The organism is Endozoicomonas acroporae (genome assembly GCF_002864045.1).
Taxonomy (GTDB): domain Bacteria; phylum Pseudomonadota; class Gammaproteobacteria; order Pseudomonadales; family Endozoicomonadaceae; genus Endozoicomonas; species Endozoicomonas acroporae.
On sequence record NZ_PJPV01000005.1, the window covers coordinates 24571 to 43869 of the forward strand.

Here is a 19299-nt window from a genome sequence, read left to right on the forward strand (position 1 = left end):
TCTTCAAAACGCATTTACACTTCAGAAGACTTTATTCTCAACTGACCGATACGTTCCATTAAGTTGCCCCATTTCGTCAAATCCGCTTCATTAACATCAAATTGTGCAGCTTCCCTGCTCAAGCGCTCACGCAGCTGAGTATAAACGCTCTTCTGATAAGTGATGGCTGCTTCTGTGCTGGCACTGGACCCGGAGCGAGGAGCATAAAAGCCGAGTTTCTTCATAAGTTCAGAGCGGGCAGTCATGACACTGGCAACCACCTTTCTGATGGAGAGCAAGTCATCCTGCTGATCAAAAAGGCTATTCAGGTCACTCTCCATAATATGCAAGATAAAATCCCCCGTATCCCGCAACTGCAAGACAGAGCAATCATTCATCAGCTCTACCGCCTTTTCATACATCTCCACAGTCGACCTGAGCGCCTTAAGTAAAGAATTCATCTCATCTTGTGATGGCAAGCTAATGGCTAATGATAAAAGTGACGCTTCGTTTGGTATTTTACATTTGCTTTTTGACAGCCAGTTTTTTGCATCGCCAGATTTTTTCACCACGTCATCGGGAATATGTTGTGCAATAAGATCCAGTTGACGTTTAACCGGAGTGACTTTTGCTGTGACCGTTACCACCCGGGCAAGCAAATCGTGATACGGTTCCAGCAAGGCATTGCCACAGTCCGCCCATACACAGGCCCGGTCAATCTTATCTTTACAGGCTTTCAGTGCAGACGCCCTGCTGGCTTCAGCCTCAGCAAGCTGGCCATCTTTATACAGCGATACGGCAACGGCCAATTTCTGTTCCCATGGACTGAGTTCCAACTTGATAGCATCGGCTGCCGTCTCCCTGATGGGCGCGGTCACCAGACAATAACGCGATTTCTCAGATTGCTCCTCATTTTGTTCCTCTGGTTGCTCAATGTCCCGGCCAGGCTTTTCTAGCGGATGGCTCTCTTTTTGCTGCATTCTCATCCGCGCTTCAAGTTGCTTTCTGCGTATATCCTCCTGCGCCATACGTTTAGCCCGGACTAACTCACGGCACGCCTTCTTGAATGACAGCTCATCGTCGCCCAATATTTTCTCAGCAGAACGAGCAGCCATGGCGATGCGGTCTTGCTTCGCGGGTGCCGGTGAGAACCACGATAGGCTCCGGCTATCTTTACCTTTTTTCTGGAGTGCATGTAATCCATCCCTCAAATCCATCACTGCCCGGGCAACTGTGAGACGGTTTACCCGCAAAGCCCCCGGAAAATCCATCAATTTGTGCAAATAACCAAAGGTTTCCTGAATCTGTATTGCCAGGTTGTTAACTTCCTGCCAATTCAAATCTTGCAGAGGCAAATCAATCGGTAACCGGTGAAGCGAGCTAATAATTGATGCAGAAATATCGTAGCAGCCATGATGATTAGACGCAGACATAATGGTGGCAAGAGTACTGACTAAGCGCTGCTGAAGGTTTACCGGAAGGGTTATTTTTTCCAATTCAACTGAGGTCAATACCACCAGAAAAGTCTGCGGCAACAACTTCAGGATCGGTGAACCGGTCCCCGCTTCATAGTGCGCAATGATTCGGCAGTCATGCTCAATCATGTCTGTTAATTTGAACAGAAGCGCACTCATTTGATTTTTTTCTTTGGTCATATAGACCAGATATTTAAGCATTAATGCCGCAATAATCGCCCTGACTTCATTCTGGCTCGCCACAGAACACTCACTCTGTTTCAGGGAGTCACATAATTCATGAACTATCTTTTCAATAATGCCAGCCAGCCCTTCATAACTGTAGTTAAAGCCCTCTTCAGGTTGTTTGACGTAATAGCATTGGGCTCTGCCAAGGAAAGGACTGCGCCTGAAAGGGTGGCGCACTAATTCAGCGCTTTTCTCAGTGCTGATAAGGTTGTTTAACCCGCTAATCACCTCATCAGGTACAGACAACTTCTCCAACCGTGCCCTCTGTTCGTCAGCGACAACATTAGTGACTTTGGTTAAAGCCTGAATCGCTGCAGCAAATCCATAACGATCACTTCCTCTGGCACGCAGCCCCCTTGCACTGCCTTTTTTCCGGGCATTTTTTGTTCGTTCAGGCGCATTAACTCCGCGTCGTTGCCTTCTTCCCCTGCTTTTGCTGTCACCGCTGCTTTCGTTATTTGCTTCAGACTGTTCAACTTTCGAGCCCTGGTGCGCAATTCCAGCTCCCGCCGGTTCAAACGATGGCAATATGTCTGCAATCAGGGAAAAGCCAAGATCCTGAATGGCATCGGTATCTTTTGTTAGACTGTCATCATTGTTCAACACCAAATGTGCAGGACCTGATCGAAGTGCGACTGGTGTTACGGTTTCACCTGTAGAAGACGGTGCCAGATTACCAGTCTGATCTTCAACTACTCCCTGTTCACCGGGCTGCATTACCGATGATATAGCCGACACCTCAAGATCACCTGGTACATTTATCTCAAATGGTTGCGAAAAAGACACTGTTGGAACATGTGGAGTACCAGGACAGTATTGGGGTTGCCAATCAGTTGCTAATGGCGAATAAACGGGTTGGACCATATTGGCTGCGCAATAGGCATAAAAAACCGCTGGATGCAGATAAACCGGCTGTTGTGAGTAGATCCATTGCTGAATCTCAGGACAAAGGCACCACGCTTCCTCATCGGTTATTGCCTGGGATTGGAATTCGGTCTCAATAATATTGTACGCATAGGGATTATTAACCAAACCTGCAAACTGTTGATTCAGCCATGCGCCCCAGGCTTCAGTGGATATTCTGAGTGTTACAGGCTTTCCCTCAGGGGGTTGATAGGTGTGATCTCCAATGTTCAGGTTTACGGGGGCGTCAAGCGTTAATAACCTGATTGAAAAGAACTCTTCGCCATTGAACAGATAATGAAACTTCTCTTCCTGAAGTGTCCCTGCGCCAGAAAAAGAAGAAACACGAGCGTCTTCTTTTTTCTCTTTATGCAAAAAGCGCCCCATTAACCTGGTTAAATCCTTGCACTGCCCGGGGCTTACCACGACATCCATCTGCCAGCTATTGAGAAAGTCTTCATCCCTGAGAGCTGGCACCTGAGCTACTGAAGCCTGCATTTCTGAAACCATGGGCTGGCGAAACGCCCTGACAAATACGCCCGTTACCGCCGGCAGACCGGATATATCTTTACTGACAATGGATAAAAAACCGATAGCCTGATTAATCAGCGCTGCGCGTAAGTTGCCAATATCATGATCAGGGGGAGTAATAACACTCTGAATTTTATCAGCAGGCGGTAAAGCCGTAACCTGCCTGTCATGCAGAGTTCCGGAATCATCCATTGCACCAGAATTACTGGCACCACCCACGATATTGACGCCCAATGTCTCATAAGTATCTTCCGGCAGGGTTTGTGGGCCAGCAGAGTAGCTGTGAACGGGGTTATTATTAGAGGGTTCCATCCGGTTATATCTCCTGAATCATGAACTGATTACAGTTTGAGTACCATAAAATGGGTTTAGTTCCTTTTTATATCTGAAGATAAATATGTCAGTAAAACTAACGTTCTTGTTAGTGACTGAACTGATCTCTGTTCTATGTTCCAAAACTTCTCAGCAAAGGCCTTATAAAATACTCAAGCACACTTTTGTTCCCCGTCACAATATCGGTTACCCCTGTCATGCCAGGAATCAACAGCAAGGAGCTATTATTACCCGACAGCACTATTCGAACCCGGTAATACGGCAGCCCTTTTTCATCCTCCAGCGTGTCAACACTGATCGTATCCACAGTTCCTTTCAAACTTCCGAAGGTGGCAAATTCATAAGCCGTTAACTTAATCAGAGCCATTTGCCCTGACTGCAGGAAGGCAATATCCGCCGGTTGAATGCGGGCTTCAAAAATAAGAGGGTCTTCTGCCGGTACAATCTCAACGACAGTGCTTCCTGGTTGAATAACACTGCCTTCTGTATGTACCTTTACCGTTTTGACTAACCCATCCACTGGTGCATACAACGCCGCCTTGCGAACCCGATCTTCCAGGCCTGCCTGCCCCTCCAGTAGTTTGCCGGAACGATCCCGTGTATCCTGCAGCTCTTTTTGTAAGTCTGCCCGGTAACGAATCACCAGATCATTACGACGCCCGATGGCCTCCTCCAATGCAGACTCAAGACGAGCAACCATCAACCGGGCATTGGTCAGATCCCCCTGAAGTTCATTTGCCCTTCGCTCAAGGTTAATAATCTCTACGCGGGTAATAACGCCATCATCCGTGAGCGGTTTCTTCAGTAATAACTCCTCATTGGCAAGCTGCAAGCTTCTGGTCAGCGTTTTTACTTTTTCCTTTAGTTCATTCAGTTCATGCTGCTTCTGAATCACTTGCTGGTCGAGAATAGTAACCTGACTGTTCAGTGCCGCCATTCGTTCATTCATCAGTGCTTTTTGTTGCAGTGCCTGTTCAGGAAAATGTTTTTGAAAGTGTTCCGGGAAGTTGATGTCACGTTGTTCATCAGACCATAAACCACTTAGCATCCCTGCCAGTGCCGATAATTCTGATTCCAGCCTGGCCACAGAGCCCTGCAGGCTTTCCAACTCAGATTCATTCACCCGAAAGGAAGATTGATAGCGCGTTTCATCAATCTGCAAGAGCAAATCCCCGGCATGGACAAACTCACCTTCCCTGACATGGACAGATTTCAGGGTGCCACCATCCAGACTCTGAACCTCCTGAACTCGACTGGAAGGAATAACTCGCCCATAGCCTGAGACGGTCTCATCCATCATAGCCAGACAACTCCAGGCAACTAATGAAGCAACAAAAAAAACCATCACCCAGATAAACCAGCGTGAAGTGACGGTAATGTCCATCAGCTGAGCCTGCTGCCGGTTACTGGCGGTTAACTGCAACCATTCCGACCATGATTTTGCTTTCATGCCTGAGGTTCTCTGATTTGAACAGGCTGATCAGATACCAGTTTGCCGCCGTCCAGCATAATGACCCGATCAACCACCGACAACAGACTGCTTCTATGGGTGATGATAATCAGAGTTACATTTTTCATTAAGCCCTTGAGTGTCTTCTGAACCCGGGCATCCATCAGGCTATCCATATGAGCAGAAGGCTCATCAAGAATCAGGATATCCGGTTTGGATAGCATGGCACGGGCTAATGCAACGGCTCGCCGTTGACCACCAGAGAGTTGTCGTCCACCTTCGCCCACGGGGTATTCCAGGGCAGCCAAAGAGTCGCCGGTGAAGAGTGTCACACCGCAGTCTCTCGCAGTGGTCAGCAGATCTTCCCCGGAGAAACTGGAAGCCCCCATTGTGATGTTATCCATCACTGAACCATGAAATAGCCAGGGATCCTGGGCCAGAAAGCCTATTTTCGCTCTCAGGGTTGCCGGATGAATATCCTCCTGGGCAATGCTGTCCAGAAATACCTGTCCCTGGTCGGGTTGGTAGAGCGCCCCCAGAATACGGGCAAGCGTTGATTTCCCCGAGCCAGAGCGCCCCACCACAGCCACCTTCTCACCACTGTTGATGAACACGGATACATCAGAAAGCGCAGGAATGACACTATCAGGGTAAGAAAACGACAGCTGTTTTAACTCTAGATTGCCATGAATTTTTTTAACCCGGCGATAGGCCATTTGCTTACCCTGCTCGTCAGGTGCTCGCATCAACTGGTTTATCACCATAAAAGCACTGCGAGCCTGGTAATATCGTGTACCCAACAGGGCCAGTTGCATAAAAGGCGCTATCGCCCTGCCAGAAAGCATCATAACGGCTATCAATGCGCCCATATTCATTGCGCCAGAGCTGATGAAGATCACGCCGAAATAAACAATGGCAACAGTTGCCAATTGCTGCAGCCAGGTAGCCAGCGCAGTAACATTGCCGGTCATTGCCCGGGTTTTAAGCCCCCAGGTTGCCATATGCCCGGTTGCCTGCTCCCAGCGTTGCTGAAAACGACTCTGTGCACCGGCAAGCCGCAAGCTTTCAAGGCCGTTAATACTTTCCACAAGATCCCCATGCTTTCGGGCCGAAAGTCGTTCACTCTCTTCGATACTCTGACGGAGCCGGGGCTGGACTGCGGCACTGATAAACGACATAACAACAATAACCAGCAGGGGAATCCACACCAGTTGACCACCCATAAGCCCGATAACCACCAGAAACAGAATGGCAAATGGTAAGTCGACCATGGCTGTTAGCGTAGTGGAGGTGATAAACTCCCGAATAGCCTCAAAGTCCTGAATTTGCCGTGCAAATGAGCCTGTGGCCGCAGGAATAAACGACAGTCGAATTCCCATAATTTTGGCAAACAGCTGACTGGATATCAGCAGGTCGGATTTTTTCGCAGCTATATCAATAAACCGGGTGCGCAGCTGTCGGCAGATCAATTCGAAAGAAATGACAACCACCACACCGATGGTCAGTGTATTCAGCGTGGTCAGTGCCATACCGGGAATCACCCGGTCATAGATCAGACGAACAAACAGTGGCACCGCCAGGGCAAAAACATTGATCAGCAGAGACGCTAACAACACTTCCCGATAAATACGACGACATTCCAGTAACGAACCCCAGAACCAGTGATCTCGCCAGTCCGGTGGATAGTCCGGATCACGATCATCCTCAAACCTGGCGCGACTGAAAAAAACAATGCGGCTGTCAATACTCTGGAGAAAGTCGTCAGGATGCAGACGCTCAGCGGTCATACCAAGTTTCGGTTGACGGAACTCAACATACTCTTTGGTAATCTGCACCACAACGACGGGTGACTGTGCCAACCAGACAATACAGGGAAGGCACGAAGGTGGACAGTTTTCTTCCAGTGATCCATGGGATACCAGCGACCTGGTAAACAACGTAAGCCCTGCATTCACGGCAGCCCGCTCCAGATATTCTTCTGGAAACTTGTCCGGTTGAACGGGCAACCCCGTCAGTACACTTTCTGCAATGACCCTGATTCCATGAAACCTGGCAATCCAGATCAAGCTGGTCAGTAAAGGGCTTTGCGCCATTGCAACTCCATCCAGAGACAGGTTCTGTATTAAGCAAAACAGAGCCTAGAGTAGAAATGCCTCCCCCGCCATTCTCAGCCCGGCACAAAAAAATCATCTATTCTTACTCAGAGTTTTTATCCTTGGTTCTTGTCAGTTGTTAATTGTCAGGTAGTTCACCTTGTTTGCCTGAACCTCACTGCCCCCGCTACGGGAAAGATCATCCCCGGAACATTTTCAACACGGTTATGAGTATGAAGCGTCCTGCCGGTATTCATCATCTGCGCTTCTGGCTGCCTGTGCTGATGGTTGCTGCTAACATCCCGTCAACAAGTGGGCAAAGTTTGGCAGAAGCCGTCTCTACTGCACTGATGACGAGCCCGGAGCTGCACCTGGCCATGCAAAAAGTGCAGACCCGCGTTCATGAGCAAAGCATTGCCAAATCGGGATTCCTGCCAACATTGCATGTGCATGGAGGCTCTGGCTATGAATGGACCTCCAACCCGGCAACCCGTGCCGGTGGGCCTGACAGTGATGACCGACTTCATCGGTATGAGTCCTCTATCGCGCTTCGCCAGGTGCTTTTTGCCGGTTTTTCCACAATACACGACAGTAATAGATCTGAAGCCAGCACACGCTCTGCACAGTACCGACTGATAACCACCGCTTCCGAGATGGCACTCAAAGTCACCCAGACCTATCTGACTGTGATCATGATGGAAAGGGCATTGGCCATGTCCGAGCAAAACCTGAAGATTCACCAGGATATCTACTACAACATTTTCAAACGTTCTGAGTCCGGTGTGCAGAGCACTGCAGACCTCAGTCTTGTCAGTGGCCGACTGGCGAGGGCCCAGTCCAATACCATTGCTGCTGACAACAATTTGCAGGATGCCCGTTGCCAGTTTGCCCGGCTGGTGGGAGTCCCAACCAGCAATCTTCACGAACCTGTGCCTGATTTTGACCGACTGCCAGACACTATGGAGCAGGCAGTACTACTGGCTGGCAAAAACTATCCATTACTCAAATCAGCGCTTCAGGACAATAACGCTGCAGAGAGTGAGTACATGGCCAGCAAGGGACGCTTCTACCCGGAAATCTCCTTTGAGGCAACCCGGTCATGGCACTACAACACGAATGGCGTGATCGGGCGTGATGATGATTACAGCCTGATGTTCCATGCCCGCTACAACCTGTTTAATGGTGGTGCTGATTCCGGGCGTATCAAGGCATCCCTCAGCCGCTGGAATGAAGCGAAAGATATATACCACCAGGCATTGCTGGATACCCAGCAAGAAGCCCGTCTCGCATGGGAAGCCCATACTCAGCTGAACAGACAAATTCCGCAATTACAGAAACACGTCGCCTACAGCCTGGATATGGTATCTGCCTACCGGAGACAATTTGCTTTTGGAGAACGGTCGTTACTGGATGTATTGAACGCAGAGAATGAAAGCCTTGAAGCAGAACTGGCATGGAACCGGGCATGGGCTGCACAGCTCGATGCCTTCTACCGGCTGCTTCATATTACCGGCCGACTGCTTGAGTCGCTGAGACTGACGCTGCCGCCGGGTGCCACACCATGAATAAACTCGTGTTGCTGCGTAATGATGGCAGGATCATTAGCATTGTCGGCCATGCCTGGAAGCTGTTGTCAGGCCAACGTCGTCAGTTGCTGGCAGAAGGAGAACGGCTGACTGCTGGTGAGCTGATTGAGCTTGAAGGCAACGCAGATATCCTGATTCATCCTATAGCTGCCGGTGCTTTATCCGTCAGTGAGCTAATCAACGCCAATGATTATCTGTTGTCAGACACGCCATCAATCACGTTGGCTGGCGATAACATAAGGGACGCAAACGAAAAGACCGCCGATGAAGGACTGATGACTCCCACCATCATTCCCCTGTATACGCCGACAATCACACCCGATGCAGGCATTGGAACGAGGCCGGATCATCTGCCGGAGATCACGGAAACGTTGCATGAGGGCGACAGTGACCAGACCACTATGGATAGCCTGGCACTGATTACCATTAATACACCAATCACCCCGGATAATATCGTCAACGACCGGGAGTCCCGGGCGCTGACCATCGCTGGCCGGGTGGTGAATGTCGAGCCACTGTGCCCGGTTACCTTGACCCTGACGGATAAGGTCGGCCATCAATTGCAGCTGAAAACAACGGTGAACAGCCATGGCAGCAGCTGGCAAATTGAAGCACCGGATCTTACCGGGAGAGGGTTATTCAATGGCCCCATTACCATAACAGCAGAAACCAGCGATCTAGCTGGTAATATTGCCAGAGACAGCACGACGTTTCTGCTGGATACCGTCACCGAAATCACCCTTGAGCTAGCTCCCCAGAGTGACTCCTGTTACGGCAAGGCAGCCGATACGGACGACAATCCTACCAGCGATAACACACCGGTGATGACCGGTACCGGTGAAGTCAACGGTACGATAGCACTTTTTGCTGATGGCCAACCACTGAAGAGTGGCATTCCGGTTGCCAACAACGGAACCTGGTCTGCACAAATTACCCATCCCTTGTCTGATGGTTCCCATACTGTGACAGCGCAAATTACCGATATGGCCGGTAATACCGCCACTGCTGAGTTGCTACTGTCCATTGATACCGAAGCAGGTATCTGGATCAACGATATCGACACCTGCGGCATCTATTCCTTTGATACACCCATAACCGGTGAGACCACAGGTATTGACAATGGACAGCCGGTTACTGTTTTTTTTGGCCCCGGCTTATTTCAAAACAGGATAACGACCGAAGTCTCAAGCAAGGTCCCGGTAGAGGATAACCACTGGAGCCATCCCCCTTTTATGGCACCTATAACCGGAGGAGCCAATTACCAGGTTCTGGCATCCGTTGCAGACTGTACCTGCACCATCGCCACCGATCATCTGATGCCCCTCGGTAACCCTTCGGACATCAACATTCAGGAAAGCGTTGATCTGGGAGCCAGCAAGAACATAGATCCCATTTCAGCCAGCGGCACAGTACTCTCTATCGAGCCCGGTTACCTTACCGATCTACCCGACAATATCAGCATTATTGACAACGGCTCCAGCTTTCCGGCCAGCTGGCAGATCACCAGCCACAAAACGTTGACTGCCGTCTACCATGATGGGACATCAACCCAGACAGCCCTCACGTTTACCCTGCCGGACTCAGGCACAGGCCTGGCCACTTTACAGGTTGACCGTCCCTTTTTTCATCCGGGTGGCAATAACGAACTCGGCTTTACCCTGCCCTATCAGAAAAGCCTTTACTCACCAACCTATCAAAGAACCCATTACTCCAAGGCAGGATTGAGAGTCACCATCACGGATGATGTGCCAACCCTGGTGGATCATACGCCAGTTCTTGTGCAGGAAGGCACTACAGCAATGTGGAGTGAGCATAACGGCAAATTATTTACCCCTGTACAAGCCGGAAGCGATGGTGGTCTGCTCACGGCCATCAATGGCACTCCGTTAACCAGTGGCCATAACCTCAGCGGTGACATAGCGGATTTTTACCCATTCCCCGGTCAATACGGCACCCTGTATGTCAATCCCGATGGCACCTGGAAATATACTGCAACACCTGACCAGTTTCATACCACCGACAGTACACTGACAGAGACGTTTACCTTTACCGTTACTGACACGGATGGGGACAGCAATAGTGCCACCATCTGCTTTACGGTTCTGGATGGCACAGCACTGAGCTTTTCAAACGACACGGTCAGTACCATGTCAATCGACCAGGAGTGTGACCAGCCCGGCCCCATTCCGGATTACGGACAGATTACCGTTTTGAAAGGTTCCGACCCCCTGCTACCGAACCAATTGCAGTTTGATATTAATGCAACCACAGAGCAGCTTCACAACGCCCTGGCCAGTCGGCTGCCCACGAGTGATGGAGAAAATCTGGATCTTGATAACCTGTATCCCGGACCGGGAAACCAGAGTCTGGTGCTAAAAACACTGTCCGACAAAAAAGAAGTGCTCAGCATTCAACTGGGCAATATCAGCACCGACACCTCCGGCAACCTGTCTGCCAACCTGGTGGTTCAACAGCTGGCCAACCTGGATGTCACAGAACCTGAGCCGGCGATAATACCCCTGGTACTCACCGCCAGCGATCATGACCTCAATACCATCAGCCATACCGTAACGCTGGCGGTGATTGATGGTGGCGTTACCCTGAGGGATGATCATATCGAGGTCACTGAAGGTCAAACGGTGACCGGTAATCTGCTGGACAATGATGTGCAATGTCTTGAGACTCTCACCATCACCAAGGTCTCCCTTGACCGGTTTTATCTGGATAAAAACACCACAACAAAAACCGGGCAGGTGTTCGATTTCCAAACCGACACCAGCATTGAAACCCTGTACGGCACGCTCACCGTTAAACCGGATGGCAATTACACCTACACGGCCCTGGACTCTCTGTATCATCCTGGCCAGCAACCCCTGCCTCAGGAGTTTACCTACACTGTCACCGACAGCAGTGGCGATACCGCTCATGCGGCTGTTTCTGTCAGAATTAAAGATGGCCCGCCCGCCACGGGAAATGAGCAGATCAACCTGACCTTTACCGAAAACAACCTGACCACGTCTCCCCGTTATCCCGAGTATTACGCTGGCACTATTGCCACCCTGCATGGCGATGGCTCTGATGCCATCGCCCCCCAGAGCCTGAGATTCACTGCAGATCCTGACAACCTGAACGGTATCCTGACCTCACTGGGCACTCCGGTCAGCTTCACGTCAGCTGGTAATCAGCTTCGGGGCAGTGTTATCGAGAATGGGCAAAACATCGATATCCTCACTCTGTCACTGTCGGCTGTTAACAAAAACAACAAAAATCTAATGGTCAGGGTTAATGGTGAGCTGGCTCGTCCCCTGGATCACCTGGCCGGTACCGTCGGCAATAATTCAGTCATGGTGAATGGCGAGCGGATTATCCTTTCCCTGCCCTTTACCTTTGACGATATTGACGGCACACCGGCAGTTACAGAGAGTAAGGTTAAGGCGACCATTATTGACGGTGTATCCCCGGTATTAAGCAATCCCTCGAGGGTCAACATCAATGAAGTAAACCTGCCGGTCACCGCCACCGGGACAATTACAGCCACCCCGAAGTCCGACCAGATCGTACCAGACAGCTGGCGATTTTCAGCCATCCAGCCCGGACTGGATGGATTGTTCGCCAACCAACAGCCACTGATCTGGAAAGCCCAGGGGCCAACCCTTTCCCTGTACTGGCCTGCCCAGCCGGAATCCCCGGTACTCACCGTGACGCTGGATGATCACCCACTCCCCGCACTGTCGGCCTCACTGCACTACACAGTAAAACTCTACCATCCCATGGATCAGGATAAGGGCAGCTGGCCCTTAGCCATCGCGGTGGCCATCACGGATTCAGACGGTGATACCACGGAAAAACAGATTCCGGTTCAGATCAATGATGTCAGTAGCAATCTGGAACTGAAGCTGGCGATAAATGACCTGGAAATGACCGAGCCCCTGTATCAAAGGACACCGGCCAGCGAGCGGATCAACGTCGACATCCGTGCCGATACCGATGCCGTGATCAAAGTCTGGTTTCTGCCCCCTGTCGTCGACAGCAGCGGCTTTGCCCTTGACGTCCTGGGCAACCAGTTGACAGCAGATGGTCTGCCCATTCGGTACTTCGGACCCACGGCAGGAGTCCGCTACCCTGAAACCTGGGAAGCCTGGTCCATTCAGGATGGCAAACAAAAGGATCAAATTTTCAGTCTGACCACGATACAGCCTGATGGAAAGGTGATTTATGTGCCCTCAGGCACCTCAGTAACCGCCACCATTGGCATCACCTGGTATCATTACCTTGATCACCTGACGGCGACCGGACTGAACACCCCGATGCTGCCCGTCAGCTATACCCTGGAGGCCATAGATGCCGATGGCACTACAACCCGTGACGTCCTGACCCTGTCACTGCTGGACGGTGAATACCCAACCCCCGGCAAGATCACCCAGCCACCGGCGACCACGGACATTAACAAAGGCAACGACACTTCCGTAACCGGTACCCTCCACTATATCCCGGGTTCTGACCGCCCCGTCCCCGTGTTTGATCGATTCATCATTGCCCAGGAGGTGGCCGGGTTCAGTTCCGATGGTAAGCCACTGACCGGTATTACTGTGTCTGGTCCGGACCAGTCAGTGCTGACCATCAGCCGGGCCAATGATAACCTGCCGGTTTTCCGTTTTTCAGTGAATGATCCACAACCGACTGCGGCCACTATTCAATTTGAACAGCTGGACAACCTCGATCACCCGCCGTCGCTTGCCAGCCAGAGCAACTCGATTACCCTGACCATACCTGTATTGATGAGCGACAGTGACAATAGCCTCAACAGCACACCCGTAAATTTTCTCTACACCGTCGTGGATACCGTACCTGTGGCCAACGGCAACTATTATTGGAAAAATAACCAGCCCATTGGGGAAGAAGGCCAGACTTTCAGTGATAATCTGCTAAGAAACGATTCCCTGAATGCCGATGCCGATAATGCCAGGCTCACCGCCATCACCTACCAGAATATGGTCTATCCAGTCAGCCCAACCGGTAAAACCACCATTACCACGGATGCAGGCATACTGACCGTTCAGAGCAATGGCAGATGGTGGTTCCCTTCCTATCCTCATATTAATCACAGTGCGGGACAGAACTTCACCCTGAAGATGTTCCACACCATTGTGGATGGCGATGGTGATAACAGTTCGGCACCTTTCCAGATCACTATTGCTGACCGGGCTGCAACGTTCACCAGCGTCATCAATACCGAAGGCCCTGAAGACACGCAAACGCCTATTGCTCTCTCCTTTGCCATTGATCTTGGGGACCCGGACCGGCAGGAAACCCTGACCAGCCTATCGGTCAGCACCCGCGATCTTCAGGGAGGAACGCTGATCTGGAATGGCAAACTTCTCAGCGCCACGGGTGATACCGTACATATCCCCCTTGCCGCCATGAGCCGGAGTATGGTTTCCGGCAGCATCATCCTGAGCGCTGTCAATCTTGGCTATCTGCCCGCAGCCGATGCGTCGGACTTTACCCTCCACAACCACCAGGTCACGCTCAACCTGAATGCCACCATCAGCAACAACCAGGGGCCGGTTCAAAGCCTGAGCACTCCGGTGGTTATTCATGTTAAAGGCGTAGCGGATCCCCCCACCTGGCCCGAACAGATACCTGTGGTCACCGGCGAGGAGGATCAAAGTATTCCCCTTGGCAACAGCATAAAAGCCGGTCTTAAGGATAAGGATGGATCGGAAGTCCTTTCATACCAGATAATGCAATTACCAGACAGCATGAAACTGTTGTGTCATGGGCAGGAAATTAATGCCGGGGCCACGCTTACGCCAGAGCAGTTTGGGCAGCTGGTTGTCCAGTCTGATGAACATTGGAGCGGCAGACTGGAAATAAAGGTGGATGCCATCGCTACCGAACAAGGTTATTTTGCTGTTGCTATTGCACGATCACCGGCAACGATTATTGTCAATGTTCAACCTGTGGCAGACCCTCCCACACTGGTGGTTATGCCTGCGGGTGCTGCCCCTGACACCGTTAAGATAACGGGAAATGAAGATCAGCACATTGCCATTGGCAGCCACATCAAGGCAGCCCTGGTGGACACGGACGGTTCTGAAAGCCTGTTCCTGAAAGTCACACCATTGGTTAAGCCCGGAGAAGCTATAGGCCGCCTGTGGATTCAGCAGGGAAGCGCCTGGACAGAAATAGTGCCCGGCTCAACGAACAGCTTTGAAGCCACTGGTCCGGATATTGACCGTCTCTATTATCAACCGGGAAAAGATCGAAGTTCGGCAAACTTTGACGATGTTCGTTTGCAGATAAACGCCATCAGTCGTGAATCTCCTCAGGATGGTATCGCACCGGCGGCTGGCAAAGAAGAAGCCATGTCGCCAGACCGGTTTATGCAAATAAGCATCAAAGGGGTTCCGGATGCGCCGGAAGTGACGCCGAATAATACCTGGACCATGAATCCGGATACTGCCAATGAGTTGACAGGCCACGGCAAAGAAGACCAAAGACTGCCCCTGGTGTTTGATCTGCACTCAACAGATATGGATGGCTCCGAAAGCCTGAACTCAGTCGTTACCCTGAAAGACAGCCGGTTTCGTCTGGAAGATAATCACGGACGGCAGCCGCCCATCGCTTATCTCGTTAATGACAAACCGTTTTTCCAAATAACGGCAGCTGATCTTATCTCCGGCAAATATCGGTTAACACCACCCCCGGACTATGCCGGTGAGGCACTGGTGCCCATGAAGGTTCTGGTGACAGAACTGGACGGAGCCCATGCCATTTTTGACTACCAGCTGCGAGCTATCTTTGCCCCGGTGGTGGATACCCGGGATCAAGCCATCGCACCCATCCGGGGTAAAGAAGTTGAACTGGACAGAGCCGGTAAATTTCTCTCGGGTGGAGCACCACTGGCCCTTACCGGGTTCACCCCGGGCGACAGTGATGGCAGCGAAGCCATGACCGATATTACCGGATTCAATTTGCCCGATGGTTTCCAACTGATGGTAAATGGCGCATTGCTGGCCAACCAGTGCGGGTCCCTGGTTGATCACACGGGCGGCCTGGATGCACTGAAACGGGCGCTTGCTGCAGGTGATATCCGCATAGTACCGATCCATTCAGATGGAACGATTGATCATGATTACCCGACACCCACCCGTCAGAACACCGACTTCAGTTTTACTATAGACATCACGGATCAGCAGAATGATTTAACGGCGATAAAAGAGGTAACCGTCAGTGGGCATATTGACTGGCGAGGTGAAGTTGATGGAGAACAGCCTCCAGCCACACCGTTCAATCCTGATGAAAACACCCGGGTCATTATTGATAACCCCGGGCCTTTTACAGGAAATGATGTGCCACTGGCGGCATTACAACTGGTTGCCACCGATAAAGATGGCAGTGAGCAGATAAAAAACGACAAGCGACCTCAATATGAAATCGAGGTTTATGCCCCTGCCGGAAACAAGGTGACAGGAGGCTGGCATCTGCACACCTCTGGAGGACAGGAGCTGATCTTTGATAACGATAAATGGCTGATTCAAAGTGGCGAACTTGATGGCGTCTCGGTTCATTTTACCGAGAAGGGCAGGTACTTTGTCCATACGAAAGTCATTGTTGAAGACGCTGGGGATGAGGAAGCACGCTATGCACGGATGGAGGTCATTGTCCAAGAGAATACCGGTTGCCCGGATCAACCGATACCACCAGAGAACCTATTTGTCTGCCGAGAACCGGTAGAGGGTAAAGAGGATTACTACTTCACTATTCCAGACCGTTGCATCAACCTCGACCAGACCCACACCTCTTCAGCGGAAGAAACCATATTCCGTATGACGGTGACTGATCTTCACGGGTGGAGCCTTAAAGGTTTCACAACGGTGTACTGGAATAACGATGGTGAGGTCACCGAGTACCTCACCAGGCCGGAAGACGTCGGAAACCTTCAATTTCGCCCCCCCAGGGACTTTTCCGGAGAGGACAGTATTACCTATCACATATTGAAGAGAAATACCGATTCCGACCAGACCAGCAAAACAGACTTCAAGATCCCGTTCAAGGTACTGCCGGTGGTGGAAAACTCACCGGATGAACCACCGGAAGATTCGATATATGACTTGAGAGCCTGGACAAAACCGGCAGCGGAGGCCGATGAGTGGAAGGATGCGGATCATCCCGAACCCATGCACCTGCAGTTAAGAACAACCGATATTGATGGTTCGGAAACCATCGAAAAAGTTGTCTTTAAGCCACCGGACAATATCGTTATCGGTGGTGATGGGCTGCAACCGGACAACTCAGTAGCTCGACAAATATCCGAAACAGAAGCGCAGTTTGAGCAACGGATAGCACGCTTCACCTTCACTCCCGGAGCGGGACTTCCAGCGGGAACCTATACCATGCCGCTGACTGTAGAAGTAATGGATACCGCTCCGGGAACCGGAAATACCGACAGCAAGGTATTTAGCAAAGCGATTGACCTGATAGTCAAACCAGTCAATCACTGTGCCACCCTTACTGCACCCAATCAGGAAGGCCATGAAGACTCAGATATCCCTATTAAAGGGCTGATTGCTGCCCTGAACGATAGTGATGGCTCTGAAGTCATCTCTGTTGTGCTCTCTGGCCTCCCTGATGGCAAGGTGGTCAAGGACAGTTCCGGCAACCCCCTGCCCTTTAACGGGAGCGGGAAGTGGCAGATTCCAGCACACTTAATGGATAACAACGGCCATGTACAGCCACTGTTCCTGAGGCCGGTGAAAGACTTCAGCGGTGTCGTGCAACTGACCCTGAAAAGTCACAGCCACGAACAGAGCCTGAGTACGGTTTGCAGTGACGAGCAGGCATTTCAGATTACGGTACAACCTGTGGGTGACCCCATCACACTGGATCACATTCCCGGGGCAATGACGGGGGATGAAAACACTCCCATCGCCTTTCGTCTGAATGCCAAAACCACAGACAGCCATTCAGACAAACATGATCATCCAGAAGAACTTCAGGCCACATTGACGATTTTACCGGGCAGCACCCCCACGTTGATGCCTCCTGAGCCAGAGGCCATCAAACCCAGCCTCACTATTCCTGACCAAACGACAACCATATTCTCAGCCAATGACTCAGGCGGTTACACCGCAACCATAGCAACAGCGGATACCACATTACCCGAGCTGGAATTTAATTCTGGCGATGGTCATGGAACACTGCTGATGTCGTTGGCCGTCCGGTCTGTGGATAAAACCGATGGACTGACAACAGCCTATGGCCCTGAAGTTGTGATGGATAGCACCATTACCATTGCGCCAAAGTCTGATAAGCCCTCACTGCAGATTGATCGCAAAAGCATCATTACCACCGTAGAGACACCAGCGCCTGTTTTTATCCGGGCTTCAGTGATCAATCCGGCTGAGACGGTCAGCAATCTGGTCGGCACGGAGCTCTACACCCTTGTTCAGGGACTGCCAGGCAGTGCATCGCTGGTTAACCATACCGGAACACCAACCGGCACGCCTTCCTCCAGCCCAGCAGGTATTGCACTGGTCAGCAGTGCGCTGCCAAACCTGTACCTTAAAGATCATCAAACCGGAAGTTATACCCTGAATATTGAGGCCATCTCCGATGTTGGCGATGGGAATAACCAGAGCAGTGATGTCATTGCCCTGAACATTGTGGTGGTTGAAAAAAGTCAAGACATCAGCGGCACCCCAAACAGCGATATTATCATTTCCGATGGCACAACGCCGAAGATCTCCGCTGGTAATGGAGATGATCTCATTGCCGGGGGTAACGGTGAAAACCAGATACTTCCCGGGTCAGGAAACAATACAGTTTGGGGGGGAGCGTACTCAGGCTCAGGCGATGGTCGCCGTGATACGTTCCTCTTTGAGGCTGGCGATACAGGCACAACCGCTATCCGGGACTTCGAGCCCGGCGTGGACGTTATTGATTTGAGCCAGCTGCTGAACCTTGACGAGGTGTGGTCCGGTAGTGATCTGGCGAACCAGGTCACCATTGATGAAATGGATGGGAAAGTGCGGATCACTGCACTATCCGAGGTGATTACACTGGATACCATACCGCTGGAAACGCTGTTGCCCGGGGGAAACACCATGGATACTGCAGAACGTTTAAGCTCGCTGGTTGAACAGGGTCACCTGATTGTCTCCCATCAGTTTGGTCACCAGGGAAAAGATACCCTGTATGCACCACCAGCCGCTGAATTAAAGGGCGATGGCATTGTAAATGCCGGTGCCGGAGATGATCACCTGTATGCCAACAATGAGGGCAGCAAACTGAGAGGCGGGTCTGGCAACGATATTCTGGAGCTGAGCCGAACCAGCCATGCAATAGACAGGCTCTACTGGCGGAAAGAAGACGCTGGCAGTGAAGCTGCACCCGCTTATGACCGGGTATTCAATTTTCACAGCGCAGAAGATGTTATCGATATCTCAGGCTTCCTGCCTGCAGAAGCCAGCGCCCAGCCTTATGATTACATGGCGCTGAACAGCAACGGCAGCAGTACCAACCTGAACCTTGCCAGTACCAGCGCCCACCACTGGACCAATACCATTGAGCTTGCAAATGTCGACTGGTTACAGGGCAGCAGTTCGGAAGATGCGCTGAAATACCAGCTGGAACAAGGTTACCTGATCACCGGGTTTCCTATCTAGCGGTACAATCATTAATCACCTTGAACAACTGCAAATTTAGAATATCCTTCA

General features: G+C 51.1%; 5 protein-coding genes. 2 read left to right on the forward strand and 3 right to left on the reverse strand.

Annotation, left to right across the window (positions count from 1 at the left end; genetic code table 11):
* Positions 1-14 precede the first annotated feature (14 nt).
* The 3 genes from CX664_RS00950 to CX664_RS00960 all read right to left on the reverse strand — a co-directional run bounded on the left by CX664_RS00950 (position 15) and on the right by CX664_RS00960 (position 6992).
* A complete protein-coding gene (locus CX664_RS00950) occupies positions 15-3428 on the reverse strand; it encodes a hypothetical protein (RefSeq protein ID WP_101744902.1) in 3414 nt (1137 codons plus the stop codon).
* Positions 3429-3561: 133 nt separating this feature from the next.
* Positions 3562-4899 (reverse strand): HlyD family type I secretion periplasmic adaptor subunit, encoded by a 1338-nt coding sequence (locus CX664_RS00955; RefSeq protein WP_101744903.1) that lies wholly within the window; start codon positions 4897-4899, stop codon positions 3562-3564.
* Positions 4896-6992, reverse strand: a complete 2097-nt coding sequence (locus CX664_RS00960) for a type I secretion system permease/ATPase (RefSeq protein WP_101744904.1) — start codon at positions 6990-6992, stop codon at positions 4896-4898. The genes CX664_RS00955 and CX664_RS00960 overlap by 4 nt, the downstream gene beginning before the upstream one ends.
* Positions 6993-7225: 233 nt before the next feature.
* Between CX664_RS00960 and CX664_RS00965 the strand changes: the two genes are divergently transcribed.
* Together CX664_RS00965 and CX664_RS00970 are read left to right on the forward strand one after the other, a co-directional pair.
* Entirely contained in the window at positions 7226-8557 is a 1332-nt protein-coding gene (locus tag CX664_RS00965) for a TolC family outer membrane protein (RefSeq protein WP_163370471.1), read from the forward strand.
* Entirely contained in the window at positions 8554-19248 is a 10695-nt protein-coding gene (locus CX664_RS00970) for an Ig-like domain-containing protein (protein WP_101744906.1), read from the forward strand. Before CX664_RS00965 ends, CX664_RS00970 begins: the two co-directional genes overlap by 4 nt.
* The last annotated feature ends 51 nt before the right edge of the window (positions 19249-19299 follow it).

Excerpts from the sequence above, each read along its gene's own strand:
- CX664_RS00965 (WP_163370471.1), top strand. The coding sequence starts at position 7,226 with ATGAAGCGTCCTGCCGGTATTCATCATCTGCGCTTCTGGCTGCCTGTG.
- CX664_RS00955 (WP_101744903.1), bottom strand. The coding sequence starts at position 4,899 with ATGAAAGCAAAATCATGGTCGGAATGGTTGCAGTTAACCGCCAGTAAC.
- CX664_RS00950 (WP_101744902.1), bottom strand. The coding sequence starts at position 3,428 with ATGGAACCCTCTAATAATAACCCCGTTCACAGCTACTCTGCTGGCCCA.
- CX664_RS00970 (WP_101744906.1), top strand. The coding sequence starts at position 8,554 with ATGAATAAACTCGTGTTGCTGCGTAATGATGGCAGGATCATTAGCATT.
- CX664_RS00960 (WP_101744904.1), bottom strand. The coding sequence starts at position 6,992 with ATGGCGCAAAGCCCTTTACTGACCAGCTTGATCTGGATTGCCAGGTTT.